Annotated in this window: 22 protein-coding genes; 12 read left to right on the top strand and 10 right to left on the bottom strand. The window is 64.4% G+C overall.

Features of this window, described 5'->3' with window-relative positions:
• Positions 1 to 2: 2 nt before the first annotated feature.
• The 7 genes from ACUCV3_RS08750 to ACUCV3_RS08720 are packed head-to-tail and all read left to right on the top strand — an operon-like array spanning position 3 to position 7,345.
• The gene (locus ACUCV3_RS08750) at positions 3 to 1,385 is read left to right on the top strand and encodes an O-antigen ligase family protein (RefSeq protein ID WP_279731075.1); all 1,383 of its coding nucleotides are present in this window, start codon (positions 3 to 5) and stop codon (positions 1,383 to 1,385) included.
• Positions 1,378 to 2,307: a glycosyltransferase family 2 protein gene (locus tag ACUCV3_RS08745; protein WP_279731074.1), complete on the top strand. Its 930-nt coding sequence runs from the start codon at positions 1,378 to 1,380 to the stop codon at positions 2,305 to 2,307. Before ACUCV3_RS08750 ends, ACUCV3_RS08745 begins: the two co-directional genes overlap by 8 nt.
• A complete protein-coding gene (locus tag ACUCV3_RS08740) occupies positions 2,304 to 3,245 on the top strand; it encodes a glycosyltransferase family 2 protein (protein ID WP_279731073.1) in 942 nt (313 codons plus the stop codon). The genes ACUCV3_RS08745 and ACUCV3_RS08740 overlap by 4 nt, the downstream gene beginning before the upstream one ends.
• Positions 3,245 to 4,210: a glycosyltransferase family 2 protein gene (locus ACUCV3_RS08735; protein WP_279731079.1), complete on the top strand. Its 966-nt coding sequence runs from the start codon at positions 3,245 to 3,247 to the stop codon at positions 4,208 to 4,210. Before ACUCV3_RS08740 ends, ACUCV3_RS08735 begins: the two co-directional genes overlap by 1 nt.
• Positions 4,207 to 5,328 carry an endo-1,4-beta-xylanase gene (locus ACUCV3_RS08730; RefSeq protein ID WP_279731072.1) on the top strand — a complete coding sequence of 374 codons (1,122 nt, stop codon included), beginning with the start codon at positions 4,207 to 4,209 and terminating at the stop codon, positions 5,326 to 5,328. The genes ACUCV3_RS08735 and ACUCV3_RS08730 overlap by 4 nt, the downstream gene beginning before the upstream one ends.
• Positions 5,325 to 6,410: an acyltransferase family protein gene (locus tag ACUCV3_RS08725; protein ID WP_279731071.1), complete on the top strand. Its 1,086-nt coding sequence runs from the start codon at positions 5,325 to 5,327 to the stop codon at positions 6,408 to 6,410. Before ACUCV3_RS08730 ends, ACUCV3_RS08725 begins: the two co-directional genes overlap by 4 nt.
• A complete protein-coding gene (locus ACUCV3_RS08720; RefSeq protein WP_279731070.1) occupies positions 6,410 to 7,345 on the top strand; it encodes a glycosyltransferase family 2 protein in 936 nt (311 codons plus the stop codon). Before ACUCV3_RS08725 ends, ACUCV3_RS08720 begins: the two co-directional genes overlap by 1 nt.
• Here ACUCV3_RS08720 and ACUCV3_RS08715 read toward each other — a convergent pair.
• The 4 genes from ACUCV3_RS08715 to epsC all read right to left on the bottom strand — a co-directional run bounded on the left by ACUCV3_RS08715 (position 7,330) and on the right by epsC (position 11,567).
• On the bottom strand, positions 7,330 to 8,724 hold the full coding sequence (locus ACUCV3_RS08715) for a glycoside hydrolase family 16 protein (RefSeq protein WP_482240558.1): 1,395 nt from the start codon (positions 8,722 to 8,724) through the stop codon (positions 7,330 to 7,332). The genes ACUCV3_RS08720 and ACUCV3_RS08715 overlap by 16 nt on opposite strands.
• Before the next feature lie 114 nt (positions 8,725 to 8,838).
• On the bottom strand, positions 8,839 to 10,182 hold the full coding sequence (locus ACUCV3_RS08710; protein WP_004212408.1) for a UDP-glucose dehydrogenase family protein: 1,344 nt from the start codon (positions 10,180 to 10,182) through the stop codon (positions 8,839 to 8,841).
• A gap of 321 nt (positions 10,183 to 10,503) precedes the next feature.
• A complete protein-coding gene (locus ACUCV3_RS08705) occupies positions 10,504 to 10,851 on the bottom strand; it encodes a DUF2794 domain-containing protein (RefSeq protein WP_069338373.1) in 348 nt (115 codons plus the stop codon).
• Positions 10,851 to 11,567 (bottom strand): serine O-acetyltransferase EpsC, encoded by a 717-nt coding sequence (gene epsC / locus ACUCV3_RS08700; RefSeq protein ID WP_010339066.1) that lies wholly within the window; start codon positions 11,565 to 11,567, stop codon positions 10,851 to 10,853. Before epsC ends, ACUCV3_RS08705 begins: the two co-directional genes overlap by 1 nt.
• A 188-nt stretch (positions 11,568 to 11,755) precedes the next feature.
• On the opposite strand from epsC, the gene ACUCV3_RS08695 reads away from it, so the two are divergent.
• Positions 11,756 to 12,529: a sulfite exporter TauE/SafE family protein gene (locus ACUCV3_RS08695; protein ID WP_279731069.1), complete on the top strand. Its 774-nt coding sequence runs from the start codon at positions 11,756 to 11,758 to the stop codon at positions 12,527 to 12,529.
• 39 nt (positions 12,530 to 12,568) lie between these two features.
• Complete coding sequence (locus tag ACUCV3_RS08690) at positions 12,569 to 13,498, top strand: hydrogen peroxide-inducible genes activator (RefSeq protein ID WP_004212401.1); 930 nt, start codon at positions 12,569 to 12,571, stop codon at positions 13,496 to 13,498.
• Positions 13,499 to 13,502: 4 nt separating this feature from the next.
• Here ACUCV3_RS08690 and ACUCV3_RS08685 read toward each other — a convergent pair whose 3' ends face one another.
• Genes ACUCV3_RS08685 through pgsA form a run of 3 tightly spaced genes read right to left on the bottom strand, consistent with a single transcriptional unit; the run spans position 13,503 to position 14,772 of the window.
• A complete protein-coding gene (locus ACUCV3_RS08685) occupies positions 13,503 to 13,946 on the bottom strand; it encodes a molybdenum cofactor biosynthesis protein MoaE (protein WP_279731068.1) in 444 nt (147 codons plus the stop codon).
• Positions 13,943 to 14,203, bottom strand: a complete 261-nt coding sequence (gene moaD / locus ACUCV3_RS08680; RefSeq protein WP_279731067.1) for a molybdopterin converting factor subunit 1 — start codon at positions 14,201 to 14,203, stop codon at positions 13,943 to 13,945. Before moaD ends, ACUCV3_RS08685 begins: the two co-directional genes overlap by 4 nt.
• Before the next feature lie 5 nt (positions 14,204 to 14,208).
• Complete coding sequence (gene pgsA / locus ACUCV3_RS08675) at positions 14,209 to 14,772, bottom strand: CDP-diacylglycerol--glycerol-3-phosphate 3-phosphatidyltransferase (protein WP_004212395.1); 564 nt, start codon at positions 14,770 to 14,772, stop codon at positions 14,209 to 14,211.
• 131 nt (positions 14,773 to 14,903) lie between these two features.
• Between pgsA and ACUCV3_RS08670 the strand changes: the two genes are divergently transcribed.
• Complete coding sequence (locus tag ACUCV3_RS08670) at positions 14,904 to 16,223, top strand: MFS transporter (RefSeq protein WP_097382938.1); 1,320 nt, start codon at positions 14,904 to 14,906, stop codon at positions 16,221 to 16,223.
• Here the strand turns inward: ACUCV3_RS08670 and ACUCV3_RS08665 are convergent.
• Entirely contained in the window at positions 16,220 to 16,429 is a 210-nt protein-coding gene (locus ACUCV3_RS08665) for a hypothetical protein (RefSeq protein WP_004212393.1), read from the bottom strand. The genes ACUCV3_RS08670 and ACUCV3_RS08665 overlap by 4 nt on opposite strands.
• Positions 16,430 to 16,536: 107 nt before the next feature.
• Here ACUCV3_RS08665 and ACUCV3_RS08660 point away from each other — a divergent pair, with 107 nt between their 5' ends.
• Together ACUCV3_RS08660 and ACUCV3_RS08655 are read left to right on the top strand one after the other, a co-directional pair.
• A complete protein-coding gene (locus tag ACUCV3_RS08660) occupies positions 16,537 to 18,612 on the top strand; it encodes a transglycosylase domain-containing protein (protein WP_279776129.1) in 2,076 nt (691 codons plus the stop codon).
• A 170-nt stretch (positions 18,613 to 18,782) separates the two neighbouring features.
• A complete protein-coding gene (locus tag ACUCV3_RS08655; RefSeq protein WP_279731880.1) occupies positions 18,783 to 20,501 on the top strand; it encodes an ATP-binding protein in 1,719 nt (572 codons plus the stop codon).
• A gap of 140 nt (positions 20,502 to 20,641) precedes the next feature.
• Here ACUCV3_RS08655 and ACUCV3_RS08650 read toward each other — a convergent pair whose 3' ends face one another.
• Both ACUCV3_RS08650 and ACUCV3_RS08645 read right to left on the bottom strand, forming a co-directional pair.
• Positions 20,642 to 21,814 carry a BaiN/RdsA family NAD(P)/FAD-dependent oxidoreductase gene (locus ACUCV3_RS08650; RefSeq protein ID WP_279731881.1) on the bottom strand — a complete coding sequence of 391 codons (1,173 nt, stop codon included), beginning with the start codon at positions 21,812 to 21,814 and terminating at the stop codon, positions 20,642 to 20,644.
• The gene (locus ACUCV3_RS08645) at positions 21,814 to 22,269 is read right to left on the bottom strand and encodes a YaiI/YqxD family protein (protein WP_279776128.1); all 456 of its coding nucleotides are present in this window, start codon (positions 22,267 to 22,269) and stop codon (positions 21,814 to 21,816) included. The genes ACUCV3_RS08650 and ACUCV3_RS08645 overlap by 1 nt, the downstream gene beginning before the upstream one ends.
• Between the last annotated feature and the right edge of the window lie 41 nt (positions 22,270 to 22,310).

Here is a 22,310-nt window from a genome sequence, read left to right as displayed (position 1 = left end):
CGATGGCAAGCACCCCCTGGCATCGTGACATTCCCGCCCCGGTCCTGACCCGGCCGGGCGTCGCCGCCATCAAGAAGACCGAAAGCGCCCGGCTGATCCTGGTCGCCCAAATCTTCTATTTCACCTTCCTGATGCTGGTCTTCATCGGCCAGCAGCCCTTCGCCTCGCGCACCCAGGATGAACTGGTCGCCATGGCGCAGGAAAATAACGGGTCGGACCTGTTCAAGCAGGCGCTGTTCATCGGCTTTGCCCTGCTGCTGACCGGTGTGCAACTGATCCGCCGCTATCCGCCACGCTATCGCTTCACGCTCTGGCCGCTGGCCATCATGCTCGCCTGGTTCTTCATCACCTGCAGCTGGGGTGTCGATCCGTTCGTGTCGTTCAAGCGGGCGATGCAGCAGCTGATCGTGATCTACATCACTTTCAGCGCGCTCAGCCTGATCGGGCCCGAAAGGCTGCTCCAGGCACTGCGCTACGCCCTGATCCTGTCCCTCATCATCTGCTGGGTCTCGCTGCCCTTGACCTCGGCGGCGGTCCATCCGCCGACCGAGAGCGACAAGGCGCTGATCGGCGCCTGGCGCGGCTTCTTCTTCCACAAGAATATTGCCGGCGCGGTCATGGCGCTCACCTTCATGGTCGCGGCCAATGCCTGGGTCGATACCAAGAAATGGTATTATGCCCTCTTCTCGGTGATGGCCTTCGTCTTCGTGATCGGCACCAAGAGCAAGACCTCGCTCGCCTTGTCCTTCGCCATCCTGGGCGTCTGCGCCGTCTATCGGGCACTGAGCGATTCCACCCAGAAACGCGCGGTACTGCTGATCATGGTCGCGCTCGGCATGGTCGGGGTGCTGTGGCTCTATGTCGCCTTCCAGCCGGTGGTGGAGCGGATCTTCGCCGATCCCACCTCCTTCACTGGCCGCGTGTCTATCTGGGAAGTCGACCTCGCCTATCTCAAGGATCACCCCTTCCTGGGTGCGGGTTTCGGCGGCTTCTGGCAGGTCGGTGATCGCAGCCCCTCGCTCGATTATCTCAACCAGGCGTTCCAGACGCTGACCGCCCATTCGCACAATGGCTATCTGGAAATCCTGGTGACCACCGGACCGCTCGGCCTCATCATGTTGCTGCTCACCTTCCTGGCGCTGCCCGCCATCTGGTTCCTGACCGGGGCGACGCCGCAGAACCGGCCGATCATGGTGCCCTGCTTCGCGATCTGGGTCTTCGTCCTTTACCAGAATCTGCTGGAAACCTCGTTCTTCGACAAGGATCGGCAGGTCTGGGTGATCTTCCTGGCGGCCATCGCCGCTGCCCACGCCACCTACAAGGCGCGCCCGCTTCCGCAGTGGCGCCGCCGCTTTCTCGCCCGCCCGGAGGCTACCCATGGCTAATGTCGTCATCTGCATCGCGACCTGCAATCGCCCTCAGGGGGTGCGGCGCACGCTTGCCTCGCTCGCCGCGCTGGAAACCCGGCACCGAATCGATGTGCTGGTCGCCGACAATGACGCCAGGGAGCAGCAGGGGCTGGCCGTGGCGGAGGCGCTGGCGACATCGGGCTATCGCTGGCCGATCGAGGCGCTGCTGGTGCGTGAACGCGGCATCCCTCTGGTCCGCAATGCGCTGGTCGAGGCGGCTCTTGCCCGGCCCGGCGTCACCCATGTGGCGATGATGGACGATGACGAGGCGGCATGTCCCGGCTGGATCGACGCGCTGGTGACGGCTGCCGATCGCTGGGACGCCGATGTCGTCGGCGGCGCGGTGCTGCGCGAAATGGACAGCCCGCTGCCCGCCTGGGCCTCGCGTCATCCGCTGCTCCAGCCCAAGCGCCGCGACAAATCCGGCCCGGTCTCGCTGGTCGACAGCACCGCCAATGTCCTGATGTCGGCCAACGCATTGCGCCGCATCGGCGCCCGCCCGTTCGACGAGCGCATGGCGCTCACCGGCGGGTCGGACAAGCAGCTCTTCACCCGGATGCAGCGCGCCGGTTTCCGCTTTGCCTGGTCGGAGGAAGCGCTGGTCACCGAGCTCATCCCGGCCAGCCGGGTCACCACCAAATGGCTGCTGATGCGCGGTTATCGCGTCGGCATGACCGACATGATCGTCGCCCGCACCCATGGCGGCGCCCTTCGTGCGGCGCTCAGCGAAAGCCCCCGCATCGCGGTCGGCTTCCTGGTCGGCGCTGTCGGCCCCCTCACCACATTGGACCGCGGCAAGCGGGTGGAGCGCCTCGGCAAGCTCTATCGCGCCGCGGGCAAGATCGCCGGCCTCACCGGCGTCCATTATGAAGAATATCGAAAGGTCCATGGCGCATGACCAACATCCCCTTCTTCTCCGTCGTCATCCCGCTCTACAACCGCGCCAACGTGGTCACCGACACGATCCGGTCGGTACTGGCGCAGGACTGGACCGATTTCGAGATCGTGGTCGTCGATGACGGCTCGCATGACAATCCCAGCCCGGTGATCGAGGCGATCGGCGACCCGCGCCTGCGTTACATCCGGCAGGACAATGCCGGTGGTGGTGCGGCGCGCAATCGGGGCATCCTCGCCGCCGAGGGGCGCTACATCGCCTTCCTCGATTCCGACGACCTGTTCCTACCCGGCAAGCTGTCGACCATGGCGGAAGCGCTGGCGGGCGACGGCGGCCGCACGGTTCTCTATTCGCGGATGAAAGTCGATCGAGGCGTCGATCGCTACTGGATCCGCCCCGACCGCGGCATTCGGGAAGATGAGGATGTCGGCGAATATCTCTTCTGCGCCAACCAGTTCATGCAGACCTCGACGATGGTCGTGCCAACCCGGATGGCCCAGCAGGTGCTGTTCGACCCCGCGCTCAAGAAGGGGCAGGATCTCGACTTCTGCGTCCGGCTTCAGGGCGCCGGCGCGCGCTTCCGCATGATCGACCGACCGCTCACCATCTGGCTGGACGCCACAGAGGTAGGCCGCACCTCCTATGTGCGCGGCTATGAAACCTCGCTCGACTGGCTCGATCGCTGCGGCCATATGCTGACCAACCGGGCGCGGCGCGGCTATCGTGCCACCGTGCTCGCCTATCATATGGCGCCGATCCGCCCGGTCGCGGCGATCCGCGACCTCGCCATCGGCCTGACCGCCGGCGGCGTGCCGCCACGGGTGATCGCGCGCCAGGTGCTGCGCTCCTACATGCCAAAGTCGCTCTATCGTTCGCTCGTCAACGGCTTCGTCCTGCGCTTCGGCAAGGCCGATGCCCTCAGTAGCGGCGCCCGTTCGTGATGGCGGCCTGGCAACCTCCGTCCGCGCTGCAGGAACAGGCGGCCTCGCCGCTCTTTTCCGTGGTCATCCCGACCTATCAGCGACGCGACAAGGTGGTCGACGCGGTGCTATCCGCGCTCGACCAGACAATCGCGCTGATCGAGGTGATCGTCGTGATCGACGGATCGACCGACGACACCGAACAGGTGCTGGCCGGGATCGCAGATCCGCGCCTGCGCATCATCGTCCAGCCCAATCGCGGCGCATCGGCGGCGCGCAACACCGGGATCGTGCAGGCGCGCGGGCGCTATATCGCCTTCCTCGACTGCGATGACCGCTTCCTGCCCCATCATCTGGCCGACCTGCTGCCCCTGCTGCAACAGGACGAGAATGTGGTCGCCTACGGCCAGGTGCTGGTCGATCGCGGCCAGGGCCGCAATTTCCTGAAGCCCCCGCGCGCGATCGCGACCGGCGAGACGATCGACCGCTATCTCATGTGCGATCGCGGCTTCATCCAGACCAGCAGCCTGGCGCTCAGTCGCGGCCTCGCCAACAAGGTCCGCTATCGCGAGGATGTGAAGTTCGGCGACGATACCGACTTTGCCGTCCGTCTGGCGCTGGCCGGCGGTCAGTTCCAGATGACCGCGCGGCCCGGCACGATCTGGGCCGACCGCGATGCCGAACATCGGCTGTCGGCGGTGCGCGGCAGCGTCGGCAGCCTCATCTGGCTGCGCGACCTGCGCCCCCATATCTCGGCCCGCGCCTTTTCCGCCTATATGGGCTGGCATGCGGCGAAGAGCATCTGGCCGACCAGCCGGTTTCAGGCGATGCGCTATTATGTCGGCGCGGTGCTGCGCGGCGCCTTCGGCCCGCGGCTGGCTGCGACCGTGCTGATGCAGATCATCCTGCCAGACCCGGTCTATCGCCGGATTTCCGATCGCTGGATCGACATGGCCCAGATGGTGGGCGGGAGGCCGCGCCTGTGAAGCGTCGCGAATTTCTGGCCGGCGGCATGGCGCTGGCGGCGACGCTGCCCGCTGGCGTGGCGGCGGCCGCCATGCCGCCCGGCCTCGCCACTCATGCCCGTGCCAAGGGCCGCTATTTCGGCGCGGCGGTCAAGTCGCGCCAGTTGCGCGAGGATGCCGGCTTTACCCAGGCGGTGGCGCAGGAATGCAATATCCTGGTGCAGGAATATGAGCTGAAGCGCGGCACGACCGAGCCCAAGCCGGGCCAATATGATTTCAGCGGTGCCGACCAGATCATCGATTTCGCCCAGAAGCATGACATGCGCGCGCGCGGCCATGCCCTGGTCTGGTATGCCGCCCAGCCCAAATGGCTGGAACCCGCACTGCAGGCCGCCAGCGATCGCGGCCGCCAGAAGCTGATGACCAGCTATATCACCACGGCCATGCCCCGCTATGCCGGCCGCATTCAGGAATGGGACGTGGTGAACGAGGCGCTGGAGCCCAATGACGGCCGTGCCGACGGGATGCGCGCCGACAGCATGTGGATGCAGGCGCTGGGCGAACATTATATCGACATCGCCTTCCACACCGCGCGCGAGACCGATCCCAAGGCGACCCTGTTCCTGACCGATTATGGCATCGAACATGACTCGCCCCGCTGCGAACGGCGCCGGACCGCGATGCTGAAGCTGCTCGACCGGCTTAAAGCGCGCGATGTGCCGATCGACGCGATCGGCATCCAGGGTCATCTCAAACCCTATAAGGAGGGGTTCGACGAGCGCCGCTTCGCCGATTTCCTCGACCAGTTGCGCGGCTATGACCTGAAGCTGGAGATTACCGAGTTCGACATTGCCGACATTGGCGGCCCACCCAACCCGGCCAAACGTGACAGCGAAGTTGCCAGTGTCGGCCGCGCCTTCATCGATGTCGCGCTGGACAATCCGGCGATGCAGGCGGTGCTCTGCTGGGGCCTGTCGGACCGCTATTCCTGGCTGTCCAACTACAAGGATTATAAATGGCCCGATGGCCAGTTGTCGCGCGGATTGCCGCTGGACGGTTCCCTGCGCCGCAAGCCGCTGTGGGACGCCATCGCCGCCGCCTTCGACGACGCGCCGCCGGCCGGGAGACATGCCGCATGAGAATTTCCTCGCTCACGGGCCTGCGCGGCATCGCCGCCGTTTCGGTCCTGCTCTACCATATTCCCCATGCGCCGGCCTTTCAGGCCTTCGCGATCCCGCTTTTCTCGCGCGCCTATCTGGCGGTCGATTTATTCTTCATTCTCAGTGGCTTCGTCATTTCCTACGGCTATTATGACCGGCTGATGCACAATCTGGGGCGGTCCAGTTACATGGACTTCCTGATCAACCGCACCGCCCGCGTCTGGCCGTTGCACCTGATCGTGACGCTGGTGTTCATGGCCCGCATCCTGGTCAATGTCTCGGGGACGCAGGCGATCCCGCTCGACCTGCCCAATATCCTCACCAACCTGCTGATGATCCAGAGCTGGGGATGGGGCACCCAGCCGATCGCCGGCAACAGCTGGTCGGTCAGCACGGAGGTCGCGGCCTATCTCCTTTACCCGCTGATCGCGATCATGGCCTTTTCCCGCTGGGCCTGGGCGCAGCTGGCGCTGTGCGTCGGCATTCTGGTGCTGGTCGCCAGTTCCGGCCGGGGCGCCAGTGGTCCCCTGGATGTCAACGATTATGACACAGTGCTGACGCTGCTGCGCTGCCTTGCCGGCTTTGCCCTGGGCGTCCTGACCTATCGCATCCGTGACATGGCGCTGACCCGCAGCCTGCTCGATGGCCCCGGCCGATTTGCCGCCATATGTGTCATCATCGCTGTCGCCTTGATGCTGCCCCGAGCCGCCGACGTGATGGTCGTGTGCCTGATGCCTGCGCTGGTCCTCACCTGCTATTATGACGGCGCCGCCGCCCGCGCGGTGATGGCCAACCCGGTCAGCTATCATCTGGGCCTGATCAGCTACTCCATCTATCTGTGGCATCCACTGGTCCGCGACATCATGGCCCGCGTCATGGGCATCGCCCATCGCCATGGCTTTATCGGCCATGACTGGATCTTCATCGCCGCCATGCTGATCGCCACCTGGCTGCTCTGCTGGGCCAGCTATCGGCTGATCGAACTGCCGGGCCACAAGATCATCAAATGGCTGCAACGCGGCGGGCGCGCCCGCCCGACCCCGGTCAAGGTTGCTGCCTGATGCCCGCCGCCCCGACCATCTGGATCGCCATCCCGACGTTCCGCCGGCCGGGCCAGTTGCGCCACCTGCTCGAAAGCCTGGCCGCCGTCGTGCCGCATGACGATGTCCAGTTGCTGGTCGCCGACAACGACCCCGTCGGGCAGGAAGGGGCGATGGTCGCGCACGAGATGCAGGACGATCCCGATTATCCTCTGCCGATCCATATCCTGCATGTGCCCGAGCCGGGCCTTTGCTCGGTCCGCAACGCGATCGTCGCCACCGCGCTCGCGGCTCCGGCTATGCAGTATCTGGCGATGATCGATGATGACGAATGGCCACAGCCCGGTTGGCTTGACGCACTCCTTGCGGCCCGAGAAATGTGTGGCGCCGATGTGGTTGGCGGCCCCGTCGACGCCCATTTCCTGCGTCCACCGCCACACTGGGCACGCGAAGCGCTGGTGTTCCGGGCTGAGGAACGGCCTTCAGGCGCCACTGACATGCTATGGGCCAGCAACAATCTGCTGCTCAGCCGCAAGGCGCTGGAGACGCTGCCCGCCCCTTGGTTCGATCCGCGCTTCAATCGCAGCGGCGGCGAGGATCTGGATTACCTCACCCGGCTATATGATACCGGCCTCAGCTTCGGCTGGGCGACGGATGCGCGGGTCAGCGAATGGGTACCACCCGAACGGGTCCGGCTCGGCTGGATACTGTCCCGCATGTGGCGGATCGGCTTTACCGAGACGCTGACCCGCCGGAAGCATCGGCCCGGTATGGTCGGCACCCTCACCCTGTTCGGCCGGACGCTGGCGGTGTTCGCGATGCGCACCGCCGGGCTCCTCGCCCTGTTGCTGCCCGGCGCGCGACGGGTCGACATCGCCGGGCAGTGGATCAAATGCTGGGGCCGCCTCTATGCCCTGACAGGCCGGGGCAGCCGGGCCTATTATGGCGCCGAATAGACCTTGAAGCTACGGATGGTCATGTCACCACTGCCATCATCATAGGCGCCCGTCGTCTTCACCGCGACATTCATCAGCGGATAGAAGCGGAAGCCCTTGAACGGGTTGACCGACTGGTAGGTTTCCTTGCCGTCGACGAACCAGGTGATGTAGTCACGCTGGATATCGACCGCGAACTTGTGGAAATCCTGCGAATAGCCCGACAGGCCATAGGCCTGTTCGGTCTGGATGACGATGCCGCGCTGGTCATAGCGGGTGCTGTTGGCACCGACATGGATCGTCTGGCCTACATGGCGATCGAAATCCCAATAGCTCTGATAGCCAAAGCCTTCATAGACATCGATTTCCGGCGGCCAGCCACTGGTCGAGATCAGCCAGAAAGCGGGCCAGGAACCACGTCGATTGGGCATCTTCGCTTCCCACTCATATTGGCCATAGCCGATCTGCGAGGCGAGGAAGTTGCGGCCATCCAGGATCGACGCGCCATAATTATAGGTTACGCCCTGATAGCTGATCGGCGTCTTGAGCACCTGGCTGTGCAGCACCAGGCCCTTGTTGCTCCAGTAGACCGGCCCTTCGATCCCCGGATAGGTGGTGGTGTCAACATAGAGGCCGGTCTCGCCATTGCCGGTCTGCGCCCGGCCATGCGACAGGGTCGTGGCCCAACGGTCCCAGCCGCCATCGACCGACCGCTTGTGCGTGTCCTTGAGCAGTTCGAACTGCAGCGTGCCCGAGGCCGCGAAGGTCCGCGCTTCGCGAAAGGTGCCGGTCGCCTTCTCGGTGGCCGCGACATAGGCCTTGGCCGTGACGGTTGCCGTCGACTGCCCCTGCAGTGCGCCCCAGGGCGCCTCACGCAGCTTCACGCTGAACTGCTGGCCTTCGCTGGCGCTAATGACCGGCACTTCCACCGTCTGTTCCAGCGGATCGCCCGGCCGGAAGATGACGACGGTATCGACCGTCTTGTAATTGGTGCCCGACGTCGCCTTCAGCGCGCCCGTGCCGTTCAGCGTGGTGATCCGCGCGATCACCGTATTGGGCGTCGCCCGATCGAGATAGACCGGGACATAGGCGGTGCTGCTGCCCGGCTTGTAGGTCGCGTTGCCGATCCAGAGCGTCGCCTTGCCCGGCAATACCGTGCCGTTGGCGAAGTCGAAGTCGGCAAAGCTGTTGCTGGTGCTGCTGGTCGTCGCCGTGCTGGTCGTCGTCGCACTGCTCGCACTGCTGCTGGAGATGGTGACCGTGCCGCTATCGGCCGTGCTGGTCGATGAGCTGCTGGTCGTGCTGGTTCCGCCCGACAGGATCGTGGCGGCGCCTGCCGCGAAGACAGACGTAATGATTGCTCCGGCTCCGATCATGGAACCGGCCGATTTGCTGCGCATAATGCAACCCCCGTTTTGGTGTCCCTAAAGGGTCCGCCACGAGGGTTAACAATTGCTTCCAGACAAGCTCGCCTCGTCGCAAATCAGCTATTTTTGCGACGAGGCGAGGAACTTTTACTCGGCAGCTTCAACCAGCATTTCGGGCTCCGGCGCCATGCCACGGCCAACGCTGTCATAGATAAATCCAGCCGCTTCAGCGACTTCGGGCCGATAGATGTTGCGCAGGTCGACCAGGCCATTGCCAGCCATCACGCCGCGCAGGCGCGACAGGTCGAGCGCGCGCAGCGCATCCCATTCGGTGACCAGTACGACGGCCGAGGCTCCCTGCGCCGCCGCATAGGGATCGTGGAAGAAATCGACATTCTGCAGCAGCGGCTGGGCCGCCTCGATCCCTTCGGGGTCGAAGGCACGGATCTGCGCACCGCCGTCCTGCAGTGCCTGGATGATCGACAGCGACGGCGCATCGCGCATATCGTCGGTATTGGGCTTGAAGGTCAGGCCCAGCACCGCAATCGTCTTGCCCCGCACCGATCCGTTGCACACGCCGATCACCTTGCGCGCCATGGCGCGCTTGCGGCTTTCGTTGATCGCGACGGTGGTTTCGATCAGGCGAATGGGCGCGCCGGAATCTTCCGCCGTCTTGACCAGCGCCAGCGTGTCCTTGGGGAAGCAGGAGCCACCATAGCCGGGGCCGGCATGCAGGAATTTCGAACCGATCCGGTTATCCAGGCCAATGCCGCGCGCCACCTGCTGCACATCCGCGCCGACCCGTTCGCACAGTTCGGCCATCTCGTTGATATAGGTGATCTTCATCGCCAGGAAGGCGTTGGCGGCATATTTGATCAGTTCGCTGGTACGGCGACCGGTGAACAGCAGCGGCGCCTGGTTGAGGTAGAGCGGGCGATAGACCTCCTCCATCACCGGACGAGCACGCTCGTCCTCGATGCCGACGACGATGCGATCCGGACGCTTGAAATCCTCAATCGCGGCGCCCTCGCGCAGGAATTCGGGATTGGAGGCGACCGCGAACTGGGCGTCGGGATTGGTTTCGCGAATGATCCGTTCGACCTCGTCGCCGGTGCCGACCGGCACGGTCGACTTCGTAACCACAACGGTAAAGCCCTTGAGCGCCCCGGCGATCTCGCGCGCGGCATCATAGACATAGCTGAGGTCGGCATGGCCATCGCCCCGACGCGCCGGCGTACCGACCGCAATGAAGACGACATCGGCGTCTGCCACGGACGTTGCCAGATCGGTCGTGAAGCTCAATCGGCCCGCCTTGACGTTGCGCGCAATGAGATCGGCCAGGCCCGGCTCATAGATCGGCACGCCGCCTTCGCGCAACTTGGCGATCTTGCGCTCATCCTTGTCGACGCAGATGATTTCGTGGCCGAAATCCGCGAGGCAGGCGCCCGATACCAGACCAACATAACCAGATCCGGTCATCACGATCCGCATGACAATTCTCCTTGTCCAATGTGCAAGCTAATCGACAATATGCCCGCAACCGATCGCCCCGATCCGGACAGGACGCGACAGAGCGCTCCGGAAAATCCGGATGCGCGCACCTCTCGCCCTGACAAAGATCGAGGCCCCCGGCCTGCTCGGACAGTTGCCGCGTCAGTGGAACCAGCCACCTGTTGACGCGATGCAGCATAAGTCGGGTCATGACGCTGTTGCAACGCGACTTGGCGCTACGCGGGCACATGTGGACGTGGGGCGAATGGAAAATGCGCCGAACTGCCGCAGCGCGCGGGCGCAATTAACCGGATCTGCGGGTCAATCCTCGACGATGCGCATCAATTTGCGTTCGACAGGCGCCAATATGCCCTGCAACTCCTGCCCGCGCTTGAGCACATGACCCGCTTCCCCCACCAGCGTCCACATGCCCTGGCGATTGCGCAACGCCGGCCGCTTCTCGATCCGATATTCAGGACGCTCGGCAGAGCGCCGAAAAGCGGAGAAAATCGCCGCCTCACGCCCCAGGTCCATGGCATAGTCGCGCCAGTGTCCGGCAGCGACCATGCGGCCATAGAGATCCATGATCCGCTGCAACTCCAGGCGATCGAACCCGACCTGCCCCTGTTGCTGGCCGTTGGGTGCTGGGAACGGCGTCACATTGGACATCAGGCCCGGCCACGCTCCTTGAACAGGGCGACGTCATCGGCAGGCAGTTCGGGCACCTGCTTCTGCGCCAGCAACTCAGCCAGCCGCTTCTGCAACTGCTCCACTTCGCACTGCAGCAATTCCAGCTTCTGCTTTTCGGGATCGAAACAATCGGAGCAGGGCGTGCCATAGGGCAGGAAGTCGCGCTGATAAGCGGTGACATCGACCAGCATCGCGCGCGCGGGGATGCCGACCATGGTCGCGGCCTCCGCAACATCCTTGGTCACCACCGCATTGGCGCCGACACGGGCACGGGCGCCGACACGGACCGGGCCCAGCACCTGCGCGCCCGACCCCACGATCACGCCATTTTCCAGCGTCGGATGGCGCTTGCCGGCGATTCCGTTGGCGGGATCGGTCCCGCCCAGCGTCACATTCTGATAGAGAGTGACGTCGTCGCCAATCTCCGCCGTCTCGCCGATCACGGTGAAGCCATGATCGATGAAGAAGCGCTTGCCGATCTTCGCGCCGGGATGAATGTCATTGCCGGTCAGGAAGCGCGACAGATGATTGACCGCCCGCGCCAGGAAATAGAGCCGCGCCCGATAGAGACGATGCGCCACGCGATGGAAGGCCAGCGACCAGATACCGGGATAGAGCAGGATTTCCGCCCGCGATCGCGGCGCAGGGTCGCGCGACTTGACCGAATCCAGATAGGCGATGAGATTACGCAGCATCGAAACGTCCCTGAACGGACCCGCCCTGCTGGCGCGCCCCTTTTACCCTGTTGCCAGCAACATAGAGATTAAGCGGCAATTTTTCCAGAGCGCGCCCTAATTCGCCTTCCCGGCCCAAAACAGAAACTTGCTTGGCGCCTCAAGATATACCAATCATTGAGGTAGACAATTAGAACGAAGGTGTTTGGATGATCGACACATTTATCGCCCATTTTGGCGAAATACTGCCCTTCATCCTGATCGGCTTCGGCGCGCAGATTATCGATGGCGCCCTTGGCATGGCCTATGGCGTGATTTCCAGCACCCTGCTGCTGGCCATGGGCGTGCCGCCCAGCCGCGCGTCCGCCAGCGTCCATGCCGCCGAAACCTTCACCACCGGTGTGTCCGCGATCAGCCATATCCTGCACCGCAATGTCGACTGGGCCCTGTTCGCCCGGCTCGTCATTCCCGGCGTGATCGGCGGCGTGGCGGGCGCCTATCTGCTGTCCAATATCGACGGCGCGATCATCAAGCCCTTCGTCCAATTCTATCTGGCAGCGATCGGCATCTACCTGATCTGGCGCGGCTTCCATTTCCCCCCGCACAGCAAGAGCCCGAAATGGGTCGCGCCGCTGGGCCTGGTCGGTGGCTTCATGGATGCGTCGGGCGGCGGCGGCTGGGGTCCGGTCGTGACGTCCAACCTGCTGATCCAGGGATCGAGCCCGCGCCACACCATCGGCACGGTCAACAGCGTCGAATTCATCCTGACCCTGTCGATCAGCCTGACCTTCCTGTTCCATCTGGGCTGGGAAAGCTTCACCACCTACACGATCGGCCTGTTGATCGGCGGCGTGGTGGCAGCCCCCTTTGGCGCCATGCTGGCCCGCCATGTCGCGCCAAAAGTGCTGTTCGTGGCCGTCGGCATCATCCTGACCCTGACGTCGGCCTTCGGCATCGCCAAATATCTTGGTTATATCGGATAATTCGCTTATATTCGGATTTCTAATTCAGGAATCCGATAAATGTCGAACTACATGCCCACGCTCAAGCAGCTGCAATATCTGGTTGCGCTGAAGGAACATGGCCATTTCGGCAAGGCGGCCGACAGCTGCTATGTGACCCAGTCCACCCTGTCGGCCGGCATCCGCGAACTGGAGTCCCTGATCGGCGTCACGCTGGTCGAGCGAACGCGCCGCGTCGTGCGCTTCACGGCGCTGGGCGATCGCATCGTCGAAAAGGCGCACCGCGTCCTGCGCGAGGCGGAGGAGCTGGCCGCCATCGCCGAGGCATCGGGCAAGCCGCTGACCGGCGAATTGCGGATGAGCGTCATCCCGACGATCGCGCCCTTCCTGCTGCCGCGCCTACTGCCCCGCCTGCGCGCCGACCGGCCGGAATTGAAACTCTATCTACGCGAGGAAACGACCCAGGCGGCGATCGATTCGCTGCGCCATGGCAATGTCGACTGCGTGCTGATGGCGCTGCCCTATCCGACCGGCGAACTGGACAGCGAAATATTGTTCCAGGATCCGCTCTATGTCGCCTTCCCGCGCGACGATCCGACCAATCCGCCGGACTGGATCAAGCCGGACATGATCGACGAGAACAAGCTGCTGCTGCTGGAAGACGGGCATTGCCTGAAGGACCATGCGCTGGCGGCCTGCAATCGCCCCGACCTGCGCGCCAGCGCGACGATGATGGGCACCTCGCTCCACACGCTTATCCAGATGGTCGACAATGGCCTGGGCGTCACCATGCTGCCGGAAATGGCGCTGGCCGGCGGCATATTGGAACATACCAATATCACCGCGCGCCCGCTGCAGTCCGATCATGCCTGGCGCGACATTGCCCTGGTCTGGCGCAAGAACAGCCCGCGCGAAAAGGAATTCCATCTGCTCGCCGAGATATTGCGCGACGCGGCGGACCATCCCGCGATCCGCGCCAACGCGGCCTGATCGATCAGCGATCCCAGCCCTGCGCCTTGGCCTCATCCTCGGCGCGGGGCGCGACCCAGGCGCCTGCGCCATCGGCATAATGCGCCTTTTTCCAGAAGGGCGCGCGCGATTTCAGCCAGTCGATCAGGAAGGCGCAGCTTTCCAGCGCCGCCGCGCGATGCCGTGATGCCGTGCCGACGAACACGATCCGATCGCCCGGCTGCAGCCGACCATGACGATGGATGATCGACAGGCCCAGCAGCGGCCAGCGCGCCATCGCTTCCTCCGCGATCCGTTCGGCCTGGCGCTGCGTCATCGCCGGATAATGTTCCAGTTCCAGCGCCACCAGCCCCTCTTCGCCGCGGACGATACCGGTGAAACTGGCCACCCCGCCGCCGCCCAGCGCTTCGAGCGCGGCAAGTTCGGCCGAAATATCGAAATCATCCGCCTGGATGGCGACCCGTTTCATCCACCCGTGACCGGCGGGAACAGCGCCAGTTCCCGCGCCGTGCCGATTGCCTGATCGAAACCGACAAATTGCTGGTCCAGCGCCGCGCGCAACCGATCGGGATCGGCCAGCGCCTCGGCATAGCCATCGCCCCGCGCAGCCAGTCGCGCCACCAGTTCCGCTATGGTCTCATCCGGCGAAGCCAGTTCGACCCGCTCCTCATCGCGGCCAATGGCTTCGCGCACCCAGGCAAAATAGACGAGGGTCACAGCGGCCATGCCGGTCAGTCCATATGCTTGATGCCGACGCGCAGATAATCCCAGCCGGTAATCAGCGTCAGGATCGCGGCCGCCCACAGGGTCAGGATGCCGACGCTCTGCACGAAGGGGAATTGCGGCACGGCACCGGCCAGGATCAGGGCGCCCAGCGCGATCAACTGGAACGTCGTCTTCCACTTGGCCAGGCGCGACACCGGGACCGACACCTGAAGGCCGGCCAGAAATTCCCGCAGCCCCGACACGGCGATCTCGCGCAGCAGAATGATCATCGCGGCTGCGATATGGATGCCGGCGATGTCGCGCGTCGCGGCGAGCATCAGGATGACCGCGCCAACCATGATCTTGTCCGCGATCGGATCAAGGAACACGCCGAGCTTCGACACCGCACCCTGCGCACGGGCGAGGTAGCCGTCGAAATAGTCGGTGATGCCCATCAGGCAGTAGAGACCGAAGGCAAGGCCATAGCCCGTGGTCCAGCGCGCGCCCATCTCGCCGGGCCACAACAGGGCCACCAGCAAGGGCACGGTGATGATGCGCGAAAGCGTCAGCAAATTGGGCAGCGTCAGCATCAGGGCGACCTGCCACAGTCCCGCATCGGGCACAAGCGAAGGCAGCAAGAAGTGAACAGGAAATTGGACAGGCCCGCCTGCAGCGGCTAGACCGCCCCCCGGTCGTCCACAGCGAAAAGCCAAACGCACTCATGCAAGCCTCACTCAGGCTCCTCAAAAAGCGCCGTTTTCTGCCGCTTTTCATCACCCAGCTTCTCGGCGCCTTCAACGATAACCTGTTCAAGAACGCCATGGTGCTGTTCGTGGTGTATCAGGTCTATAATGACGAGCGGTCCGAAACCTGGTTCAGTGCGCTGGCCACCGGCATCTTCATCATTCCCTTCTTCCTGCTGTCCGCCCTGTCGGGCCAATTGGCCGATCAGCGCGACAAGGCCGTCATCATCCGCTGGGTGAAGGCAGCCGAAATCATCATCATGACGGTCGGCGCGACCGGCCTGGCGCTGATCTGGAGCGGCATTGCCGTCCATATCCTGGCGATCCCACTGCTGCTCGCCGCGCTGTTCGCGATGGGCATCCACTCCACCTTCTTCGGCCCGATCAAATATGCGATCCTGCCCCAACATCTGCACGATGACGAGGTTCTGGGCGGCACCGGGCTGGTGGAAGCCGGCACCTATATCGCGATCCTGGCCGGCACCATCCTCGCCGGCATCATCCCGATCGAGGCCGCGGCCATCGGCGTGGTGGTGACCGCCTTCATCGGCTATTTTGCCAGCCGGGCCGTGCCCCCTGCCCCATCGCTGCTCGCCAAGCAGCCGATCGACTTCCACGTCATCCGATCCTCGGTCGCGCTGGTGCGGGGCACGATGCATATTCCGCGCCTCTATCTGGCGATCATGTCGATCAGCTTCTTCTGGGCCGTGGGATCGGTGCTGTTCATCCAGTTCCCGCCGCTGGTGAAGAATGTCCTGACCGCGGACAAGTCGGTCGCCAGCCTGTTCCTGGCGATCTTCTCGATCGGCATCGCGATCGGATCGATCGCGATCAACCGGCTGCTCGCCGGCCATGTCTCGGCCAAATATGCACCCGCGTCGGTGATCGGCATGGGCTGCTGCATCATCGCCTTCCATGTGGTGTGTGACCTGTGGACGCCGGCGCCGGGCGGCCAGATGCTGCCGCTCGCCGGCTTCCTCGCCCATCCGATGGCGATCCCGCTGTCGCTCTGCCTGCTCGGCGTGGCGACCTTTGGCGGCATGTTCGTGGTGCCGCTCTACGCCTTCCTCACGACCACGGTCGAGAAGTGCGAAGCGGCGCGCACCGTGGCGGCCAATAATATCGTCAATTCCGGCGCCATGGTGGTCGGATCACTGATCGCGATCGGCCTGACCCTAGCCGGCCTGGAGGTGGTCTATCAGCTGCTGCTGGTGGCGGCGATGTGCCTGCCCTGCGCCTGGCTGGCCTGGCGGCTGCACAAGGCCTGTGACGGCCCGGCCTGCAGCGGCGAGCTTTAGAAGATGAAGCTGTAGAACGCCGTGAAGAAGGCCGAGAAGCTCAGCACGAACAGCTTCCAGTCATTATCGTCGGAGACAGCCACATCACGGCGGCGACGCGCCTGCGACGACGCATCGTCCGTCAGCTGGAAGATGTGACGGGGCAGCCGCTGCCGAAAGGGGTGACGGGCGGCTTCGTTGGTGAGGACGAGGACTCGGTTTCTCATAAGGATTGGTTAACGCGATATTTACCATTAGTTCCATGGCAAATTTCGTAAAATCCGGGATGTCCCGTCGCGGGACAGACTTGACCGTATCAACAACATAATACAGCATGGCCGTGCCGATGACCGAATTGCCCAACCCCGCCCCTACCGGCACGCCTGCCCCGGCCGCCGACGAAGCGCGCCCGTTCGGCGCCGGGCCGCCCAGCGCCTTTGCCCCGCCCACCCCGTGGAAGCGGCGGCTGCAGATTTTCGGCTGGATCGTGGCGACAGGTCTGGCCCTGTTGATGCTGATCATCGCCTGGTTGGCGGTGACGGCGCCCATGTCGCGTTCGCTCCAGCCCATTGCCCCGCCCAGCATCAGCCTGATGTCGGCCGACGGCCATCTGGTCGCGCGGCGCGGCGCCATCATCGACAAGCCGGTGGAGGTGGCCAAGCTGCCCGCCCATGTGCCCCAGGCCTTCATGGCGATCGAGGATCGCCGCTTCTATGACCATTGGGGTGTCGATCCGCGCGGCATCGCCCGCGCCATGTGGCACAATATCTGGTCCGACGGATCGTCGCAGGGCGGCAGCACCATCACCCAGCAGCTGGCCAAGGGCGTATTTCTGTCCAGCGACCGGACCATGGGCCGCAAGGCGCGCGAAGCGCTGATCGCCTTCTGGCTGGAGGCCTGGCTGACCAAGGACCAGATCCTCGAACGCTATCTCTCGAACGTCTATTTCGGCGACAATGTCTATGGCCTGCGGGCCGCCTCGCTCCATTATTTCGATCGTCAGCCCGAACGGCTGACCATACCTCAGGCCGCGATGCTGGCCGGCCTGCTGAAGGCGCCCTCGCGCCTCGCGCCAACCAGCAACCTGAAGGGCGCGCGCGCGCGCGCCGCACTGGTGACGCAGGCGATGGTCGAGGCCGGCTATATCAGCAAGGCCCAGCGCGATCAGCTCGCCCCTGCCCGCCTTGATGTCCGCGAGTCCCCGGATGCCACCAGCGGCACCTATTTTGCCGACTGGGTGCTGCCGGAAGCACGCGACCGGGCCGGCGCCGTCTATGGCGCGCAGGAAGTGAAGACGACGCTCGACTGGCGCATCCAGCGCCTCGCCGAAGCCGCGATCCGCCGCGCGCCGCTGGGCGGGGCACAGGTGGCGCTGGTGGCGATGAAGCCCGACGGCAGCGTCGTCGCCATGATCGGCGGCAAGAATTACGAGAAGAGCAGCTTCAACCGCGCCGTGCAGGCGAAGCGCCAGCCCGGCTCGACCTTCAAGCTGTTCGTCTATCTCGCCGCGTTCCGCGCCGGCATGACGCCCGACGACATGATCGAGGATACGCCGATCACCACCGGCACCTATCGCCCGGCCAATCATGGCGGCAAATATCGCGGCCGCATCACGCTGCGTCAGGCCTTTGCCGCGTCGAGCAATGTGGCGGCGGTGCGCCTGACCCAGAAGGTCGGCGTCGACAATGTCATCAAGGTTGCCCGTGATCTGGGCGTTACCGCGCCGCTGACCGAGGATCTCAGCCTCGCGCTCGGCACGTCGGAAATCCCGCTGGTGGAACTGGCCGAAGCCTATGCGTCGGTGGCGGCCGGCGCCTATCCGGTGCTGGCCCATGGCCTGCCGCCCGAGGAACAGGGCTGGTTCGATCGCCTGATGAAGCGCCAGCGTCATTTCAGCGACGACCAGCTCGAAATGATCCGCGACCTCCTGTCATCCGCCGCCAATCGCGGCACCGGCAGCGCCGCGGCGCTGCGCACCAGCACCTTTGGCAAGACCGGCACGACCCAGGATAGTCGCGACGCGATTTTCGTCGGCTATGCCGGCGGCCTGGTGACGGCGGTGTGGATCGGCAATGATGACAATGCCCCGCTGCCCGGCGGCGCGGCTGGCGGCGGTGTGCCAGCACGTATTTGGCGCAATTTCATGGCCGGCGCCATCAACGAACCCGTCGAGAAGGTGCCCGAGGAAGAGCAGGATCCCGACCTGGTCAACGCCATCGCCAATGTCAGCGTCGAAACCGGCATCGGCAATGTCGGCGTCGGCATGGATCAGGGCGGAATGACCGTCACGATCGACGGCAACCAGCTTCGCCTTCCGTCCGACCAGCCTTTGCCGCTGCCGCCGCAGGGCGTGCCGCCACCGCGGATCGCACCGACCCAGCCCCAGGAAAATGAACCGCAACAGCCATGACGGCGATTTCGACACCCCGCATTTCATGGCTCCGCGGCTGCGCGAACAGGCCGTAAAATTTCGTATATTATGTAATCACACCTAGTCTTAACCTACTGACAAATCTCCATTTCCCCTGCCCTTCCGATCGATGATATAGTGCGATTCCCTTCCACTTCAGAGGTCACACGATGAATGGAGCATTTGGCCGGGAAGACCATTCGACACAGAAGGCGCTGGCGGCACGCTGGACCATAGCCGCCGAGGCCATGGAAGCTCTGGCCGGCGCACGGTCCTTGGATGCGGTTGTAAACGTCCTGCGCGCCTTTGCCCGACGCGCCGTCGGCGCCGACGGCATTGCGATCGTCCTGCGCGAAGGCGAAAAATGCTATTATATCGCGGAGGATGCCAAGGCGCCTTTATGGGCCGGGCAACGATTTCCGGCGGAAACATGTGTATCCGGCTGGGCGATGATGAACCAGGAAACCGCGGTCATCGCCGACATATTCGACGATGTGCGGGTGCCGGTGGATGCCTATAGCCAGACCTTCGTCCGCAGCATGATCATGGTGCCGATCGGCCGGGTCGACCCGATCGCCGCCGTGGGCGCCTATTGGTCCGAACCGGCGATGCCCACCGACAATGAGATTTCGCTGCTCGAAGCGCTGGCACGGGCCGCGTCCACCGCACTCGAAAATGGCCGGCTCTTCGGCGCGCTCGAGTCCCTGAACGATCATCTGGACCAGCGCGTGCGCGAGCGCACGAGCGAACTGGAAAGTGCACAGGACAAGCTGCGACAGATCCAGAAGATGGACGTGCTGGGCCAGTTGACCGGGCATGTCGCGCACGACTTCAACAATCTGCTGACACCGATCATCGGCGGACTGGACCAGATCATCGCCGGCGGCCGATCCCCCGAAGCGGTCGCCCGCACCGCCAATATCGCGATGCAGGCGGCGGAAACCGCGCAGACTCTGGTCAAGCGGCTGCTCGCCTTTGGCCGTCGCCAGCCGTTGCAACCGACATCGGTCAATCTTTCCGAGACGCTGGAGAATATGCAGACCTTGCTGGTCAGCACGGTCGGCCCGCAGATCATTCTCCATGTGGACGCCGCGCCGGATGTGCCGCCGGTGCGGGCCGATCGACATCAGCTGGAACTGGCCATCCTCAACCTGGTGGTCAACGCCCGCGATGCCATGCCTAGCGGCGGGCAGGTCATCATTTCCACCGAACGGTGCAAGAGCCGCATCCCCGTGCCACTGATCCCCGGCCAATTTGTCTGCCTGCGCATCACCGACACCGGCATCGGCATGACCCCAGCGGTCAAGGCATCTGCAACCGAGCCCTTCTTCACGACCAAGCCGGTCGGCCATGGCACCGGTCTTGGCCTGTCGATGGCCCATGGTCTGGCCGGCCAGTTGGGCGGTGCGCTGGAAATCGTCAGCGAAGTGGGCCAGGGCACGGAAATCCAGCTCTGGCTGCCGATCGAGAAGCAGAAGCCGGTGGCCGTCGTGGCGGATGGCGATGGCGGCGAGATCGCAGCAACGCAAGGCAAGGTGCTGCTGATCGACGACAATGCCCTGGTCCGCCATGGCACGCGGGAAATGCTGACCGACCTAGGCTATGACGTGGTCGACATCGACAATGCCGAACTGGGGCTCAGCATGATCGCCGCCGATTTCCGGCCCGACATCGTCGTCACCGACCATATCATGCCCGGCATGACCGGCGCCGAACTGGCGCTGCGGCTGCGCGTCGACCATCCCGAGATCGCGTTGCTCATCATATCCGGCTATGAAGGCGTCGACCTGATCGCACCGGATATTCCGCGCCTTTCCAAGCCCTTCCGCCGCCAGCATCTTCAGGCCAGCATCGCAGCCGCGCAGGCGCAGACCGTGGGGCGTGCCTAGGGGCGATCGACATTCAGATGATGACGTGACGAAAATGGTGGTTTTCCGTGACCCGGAGCGCAGCGTACTCAAAGTACGTGAGCACCGGAAGCGCGGAGAACCGCCATTTGCAGGCCGTCAGGGCTGAATGTCGATTGCCCCTAGAGCGCCTGCCCGGCCGCCCAGCCGCTGGCCCAGGCCCATTGGAAATTATAGCCGCCGAGCCAGCCAGTGACATCGACCGCCTCGCCAATGGCGTAGAGGCCCGGCACCTTGGCGGCTTCCATCGTCCGCGATGACAGGCCGGCGGTGGCGATGCCGCCAACCGTGACCTCCGCCTTGGCATAGCCTTCGGTGCCGGACGGGATGAAGGACCAGCCCGCCAGCCGCTCGCCAATCTGGCGCAGGGTCTTGTCGGGCAGATTGCCAAGGTCACCCTGCGTGCCGATCCGTTCGAGCAGGGCATCGGCCATGCGCTCGGGGAAGCGCTCGACCAGCACGCGCCGCAAGCCGGTGCGCGGACGATTGCGCTTTTCGGCCAGCAACCAGTCCACGCCGAGATCGGGCAGGAAATTGACGTGGATCGGCGTGCGATGTTCCCAATAGGAGGAAATCTGCAGCATCGCCGGGCCGGAGAGGCCCCGATGGGTGAAGAGCGCCGCCTCGCGGAACCGGGTCTTGTTCCAGCGCACCTCCACCTCCGCCGAGACGCCCGACAGCGACTGGAACAGCGCGTCATCCGGCCCCAAGGTGAAGGGCACCAGCGCCGGCCGGGGCTGCACCACCTTGAGATCGAACTGGCGCGCGACCTCATAGGCGAAGCCGGTAGCGCCCAATTTCGGGATGGACGGGCCACCGGTCGCCAGCACCAAAGACGGCGCCGACACGATGCGATCGCCCAGCTTGACGCGAAACAGGCCATCGCCATGGCTGATATCCGTCACCGGCTGGCCCAGCGCCATGGTCACGCCGCCGGCCGCGCATTCCTCTTCCAGCATCGCCACGACCTGTTTCGCCGATCCGTCGCAGAACAGCTGCCCCAGCGTCTTTTCATGCCAGGCAATGCCATAGCGGCCGATCAGGGTAAGGAAATCCTGCGGCGTGTAGCGGCCCAGCGCCGATTTGGCGAAATGGGGATTGGCCGACAGATAGCGATCGGCAGCGGTATGGGTATTGGTGAAATTGCAGCGGCCGCCGCCGGAGATCAGGATCTTCTTGCCCGGTGCATCGGCATGGTCGGCCAGCAGCACCCGGCGGCCGCGCTGGCCGGCAGTCGCCGCGCACATCATGCCGGCGGCGCCGGCACCCAGGATTATCGCATCATAATCGCCCATCACCGCCCCCGCTTGATCCGCACGATCGCCTCGTCCAGCGCGGACAGGAAGCGCGAACGATCCGTCTTGGAGAAAGGCGGCGGCCCGCCGACCGGATCGCCCACGGCGCCGGCGCGCAGGTCCGCCATGATCGCCCGCACCGCGATCGCGCTGCCGATCGAAGCGCTGGTGAAGGGCTTGCCATTGGGCGCGATCACCCCCGCCCCGGCCTTGAGGCAACGGTCGGCGAGCAGGATATCGGCGGTGATGCACAGCGTATCGGCACCGGCGCGTTCGGCGATCCAGTCGTCGGCGGCGTCGAACCCGTCGCTCACCACCACGCGGTCGATCAACTCATGCGCCGGAATGCGGATCGGGCTGTTGCTGACGATGGTGACCGGCACGCCATGGCGGAAGGCAACCTTGTAGATTTCCTCCTTCACCGGGCAGGCGTCGGCATCGACCAATATGTGCATCGCCGCGCTGTCCTTTCGTTCCGGCCGTTCGCGGCGGCGAT

It is taken from the genome of Sphingobium sp. VMM, assembly GCF_056790315.1.
This window is presented reverse-complemented; position numbering and strand designations above follow the sequence as displayed.

Coding starts and splice junctions, on each gene's coding strand:
- ACUCV3_RS08670 (WP_097382938.1), top strand. CDS start 14,904: ATGCAAGCCTCACTCAGGCTCCTCAAAAAGCGCCGTTTTCTGCCGCTT.
- ACUCV3_RS08690 (WP_004212401.1), top strand. CDS start 12,569: ATGTCGAACTACATGCCCACGCTCAAGCAGCTGCAATATCTGGTTGCG.
- ACUCV3_RS08655 (WP_279731880.1), top strand. CDS start 18,783: ATGAATGGAGCATTTGGCCGGGAAGACCATTCGACACAGAAGGCGCTG.
- ACUCV3_RS08735 (WP_279731079.1), top strand. CDS start 3,245: ATGGCGGCCTGGCAACCTCCGTCCGCGCTGCAGGAACAGGCGGCCTCG.
- ACUCV3_RS08715 (WP_482240558.1), bottom strand. CDS start 8,724: ATGCGCAGCAAATCGGCCGGTTCCATGATCGGAGCCGGAGCAATCATT.
- ACUCV3_RS08750 (WP_279731075.1), top strand. CDS start 3: ATGGCAAGCACCCCCTGGCATCGTGACATTCCCGCCCCGGTCCTGACC.
- ACUCV3_RS08720 (WP_279731070.1), top strand. CDS start 6,410: ATGCCCGCCGCCCCGACCATCTGGATCGCCATCCCGACGTTCCGCCGG.
- ACUCV3_RS08740 (WP_279731073.1), top strand. CDS start 2,304: ATGACCAACATCCCCTTCTTCTCCGTCGTCATCCCGCTCTACAACCGC.
- ACUCV3_RS08665 (WP_004212393.1), bottom strand. CDS start 16,429: ATGAGAAACCGAGTCCTCGTCCTCACCAACGAAGCCGCCCGTCACCCC.
- ACUCV3_RS08650 (WP_279731881.1), bottom strand. CDS start 21,814: ATGGGCGATTATGATGCGATAATCCTGGGTGCCGGCGCCGCCGGCATG.
- ACUCV3_RS08645 (WP_279776128.1), bottom strand. CDS start 22,269: ATGCACATATTGGTCGATGCCGACGCCTGCCCGGTGAAGGAGGAAATC.
- ACUCV3_RS08660 (WP_279776129.1), top strand. CDS start 16,537: ATGGCCGTGCCGATGACCGAATTGCCCAACCCCGCCCCTACCGGCACG.
- moaD (WP_279731067.1), bottom strand. CDS start 14,203: ATGGCCGCTGTGACCCTCGTCTATTTTGCCTGGGTGCGCGAAGCCATT.
- ACUCV3_RS08710 (WP_004212408.1), bottom strand. CDS start 10,182: ATGCGGATCGTGATGACCGGATCTGGTTATGTTGGTCTGGTATCGGGC.
- ACUCV3_RS08685 (WP_279731068.1), bottom strand. CDS start 13,946: ATGAAACGGGTCGCCATCCAGGCGGATGATTTCGATATTTCGGCCGAA.
- ACUCV3_RS08745 (WP_279731074.1), top strand. CDS start 1,378: ATGGCTAATGTCGTCATCTGCATCGCGACCTGCAATCGCCCTCAGGGG.
- ACUCV3_RS08695 (WP_279731069.1), top strand. CDS start 11,756: ATGATCGACACATTTATCGCCCATTTTGGCGAAATACTGCCCTTCATC.
- epsC (WP_010339066.1), bottom strand. CDS start 11,567: ATGCTGCGTAATCTCATCGCCTATCTGGATTCGGTCAAGTCGCGCGAC.
- ACUCV3_RS08725 (WP_279731071.1), top strand. CDS start 5,325: ATGAGAATTTCCTCGCTCACGGGCCTGCGCGGCATCGCCGCCGTTTCG.
- pgsA (WP_004212395.1), bottom strand. CDS start 14,772: ATGCTGACGCTGCCCAATTTGCTGACGCTTTCGCGCATCATCACCGTG.
- ACUCV3_RS08705 (WP_069338373.1), bottom strand. CDS start 10,851: ATGTCCAATGTGACGCCGTTCCCAGCACCCAACGGCCAGCAACAGGGG.